2 rRNA genes are annotated in these 1302 nt (G+C 54.1%); both read left to right on the top strand.

Going from position 1 to position 1302, the window contains the following annotated elements:
- Nucleotides 1-996 (top strand): 23S ribosomal RNA (locus ACIQU6_RS44920); the annotation flags it as partial.
- A gap of 176 nt (nt 997-1172) precedes the next feature.
- A 5S ribosomal RNA gene (gene rrf / locus ACIQU6_RS44925) occupies nt 1173-1287 on the top strand.
- Nucleotides 1288-1302 lie beyond the last annotated feature (15 nt).

Genomic DNA, 1302 nt, shown 5'->3' on the forward strand with positions numbered 1-1302 from the left:
CCGTAACTATAACGGTCCTAAGGTAGCGAAATTCCTTGTCGGGTAAGTTCCGACCTGCACGAATGGCGTAACGACAGCGGCGCTGTCTCCACCCGAGACTCAGTGAAATTGAAATCGCTGTGAAGATGCAGCGTTCCCGCGGCAAGACGGAAAGACCCCGTGAACCTTTACTATAGCTTTACATTGAACGTTGAGTTCGTCTGTGTAGGATAGGTGGGAGGCTATGAAACCATGGCGCTAGCTGTGGTGGAGCCATCCTTGAAATACCACCCTGTCGTGCTTGACGTTCTAACCTGGGCCCGTTATCCGGGTCGGGGACCATGTATGGTGGGTAGTTTGACTGGGGCGGTCTCCTCCCAAAGTGTAACGGAGGAGCACGAAGGTACGCTCAGCGCGGTCGGACATCGCGCACTGTGTGCAAAGGCATAAGCGTGCTTGACTGCAAGATCGACGGATCAAGCAGGTACGAAAGTAGGTCTTAGTGATCCGGTGGTTCTGTATGGAAGGGCCATCGCTCAACGGATAAAAGGTACTCCGGGGATAACAGGCTGATACCGCCCAAGAGTTCATATCGACGGCGGTGTTTGGCACCTCGATGTCGGCTCATCACATCCTGGGGCTGTAGTCGGTCCCAAGGGTATGGCTGTTCGCCATTTAAAGTGGTACGCGAGCTGGGTTCAGAACGTCGTGAGACAGTTCGGTCCCTATCTGTCGTGGGCGTTGGAGATTTGAGAGGGGCTGCTCCTAGTACGAGAGGACCGGAGTGGACGAACCTCTGGTGTTCCGGTTGTCACGCCAGTGGCACTGCCGGGTAGCTATGTTCGGAAGCGATAACCGCTGAAAGCATCTAAGCGGGAAGCGCGCCTCAAGATGAGATCTCCCGGGAGCTTGACTCCCCTAAAGGAACCATCAAGACTAGGTGGTTGATAGGCAGGGTGTGTAAGTGCAGCAATGCATTGAGCTAACCTGTACTAATGATCCGTGTGGCTTGACCATATAACCTCAAGTTGCCTTGGTCTCTATGTGACACGTCACCTGACGTTCCTTACCAAAACACTGACTCGCTACATTCCAATCTATTCGCCGACAACGGGGTTCATTCCGTTGAAAGCACCCAACGAGAGCGTGTGCGCTACTTCAATCCACCGAAGCCAGCGACCCTCCACCCTCTCCCTGGTGATAATAGCTGTGTGGAACCACCCGATCCCATCCCGAACTCGGAAGTGAAACGCATATGCGCCGATGGTAGTGTGGCTTAAGCCATGCAAGAGTAGGTCATCGCCAGGGGCTTTACCCTGAAGG

Source organism: Streptomyces sp. NPDC090442, from assembly GCF_044769405.1.
In the GTDB taxonomy this organism is placed as follows: Bacteria; Actinomycetota; Actinomycetes; order Streptomycetales; family Streptomycetaceae; genus Streptomyces.